General features: G+C 48.2%; 1 protein-coding gene. It reads right to left on the reverse strand.

Annotated elements, in window-relative coordinates; all coding sequences use genetic code 11:
- Positions 1 to 595: sigma-54-dependent transcriptional regulator (locus R7R24_RS28670; protein WP_318120453.1), on the reverse strand; the 595-nt coding region annotated here is incomplete at both ends.

Genomic DNA, 595 nt, shown 5'->3' on the forward strand with positions numbered 1-595 from the left:
ACTTCTGTAAGTGGATCTCTGTTGGTGGCGCAAATGATACGTACATCGACTTTCATCTCTTTTGTGCCGCCAAGTGGGGTGTAAGTGCCCGTTTGTAAGAAGCGCAGTAGCTTTTTCTGCATTTCCAGTTCCATTTCACACAGCTCGTCGAGAAATAGCGTCCCACCGTGGGCTAATGTTGCTGCGCCTTTTCTGTCTGTGGTTGCGCCAGTAAACGCCCCTTTAACGTGACCGAAAATCTCACTTTCCATCAAATCTCGTGGTATCGCACCACAGTTTATGGCAATGAAAGGTTTGTCTCTGCGATCACTTTGGCGATGAACGGCTTCGGCGCACACTTCTTTACCCGTGCCACTTTCACCGACGATAAAGACGCTGGCCGAGGTTGGTGCGACGGCATCTATCGTTTTGTATACCGCTTGCATCGGTAGGCTTGAGCCAATGAAGCCATGATAGTTGTGGCGATCGAAGGTAGACTGAATGTTTTCTACCAAGTCTTCCAATTTGGCTCGTTTTAGATGCAGTGCCACAGAGGTTTTAAGACGGTCGGCATTGATGGGTTTTTCTAAGAAGTCTTCAGCGCCTTTTTGTATCA

This window comes from Vibrio sp. 704, from assembly GCF_033339295.1.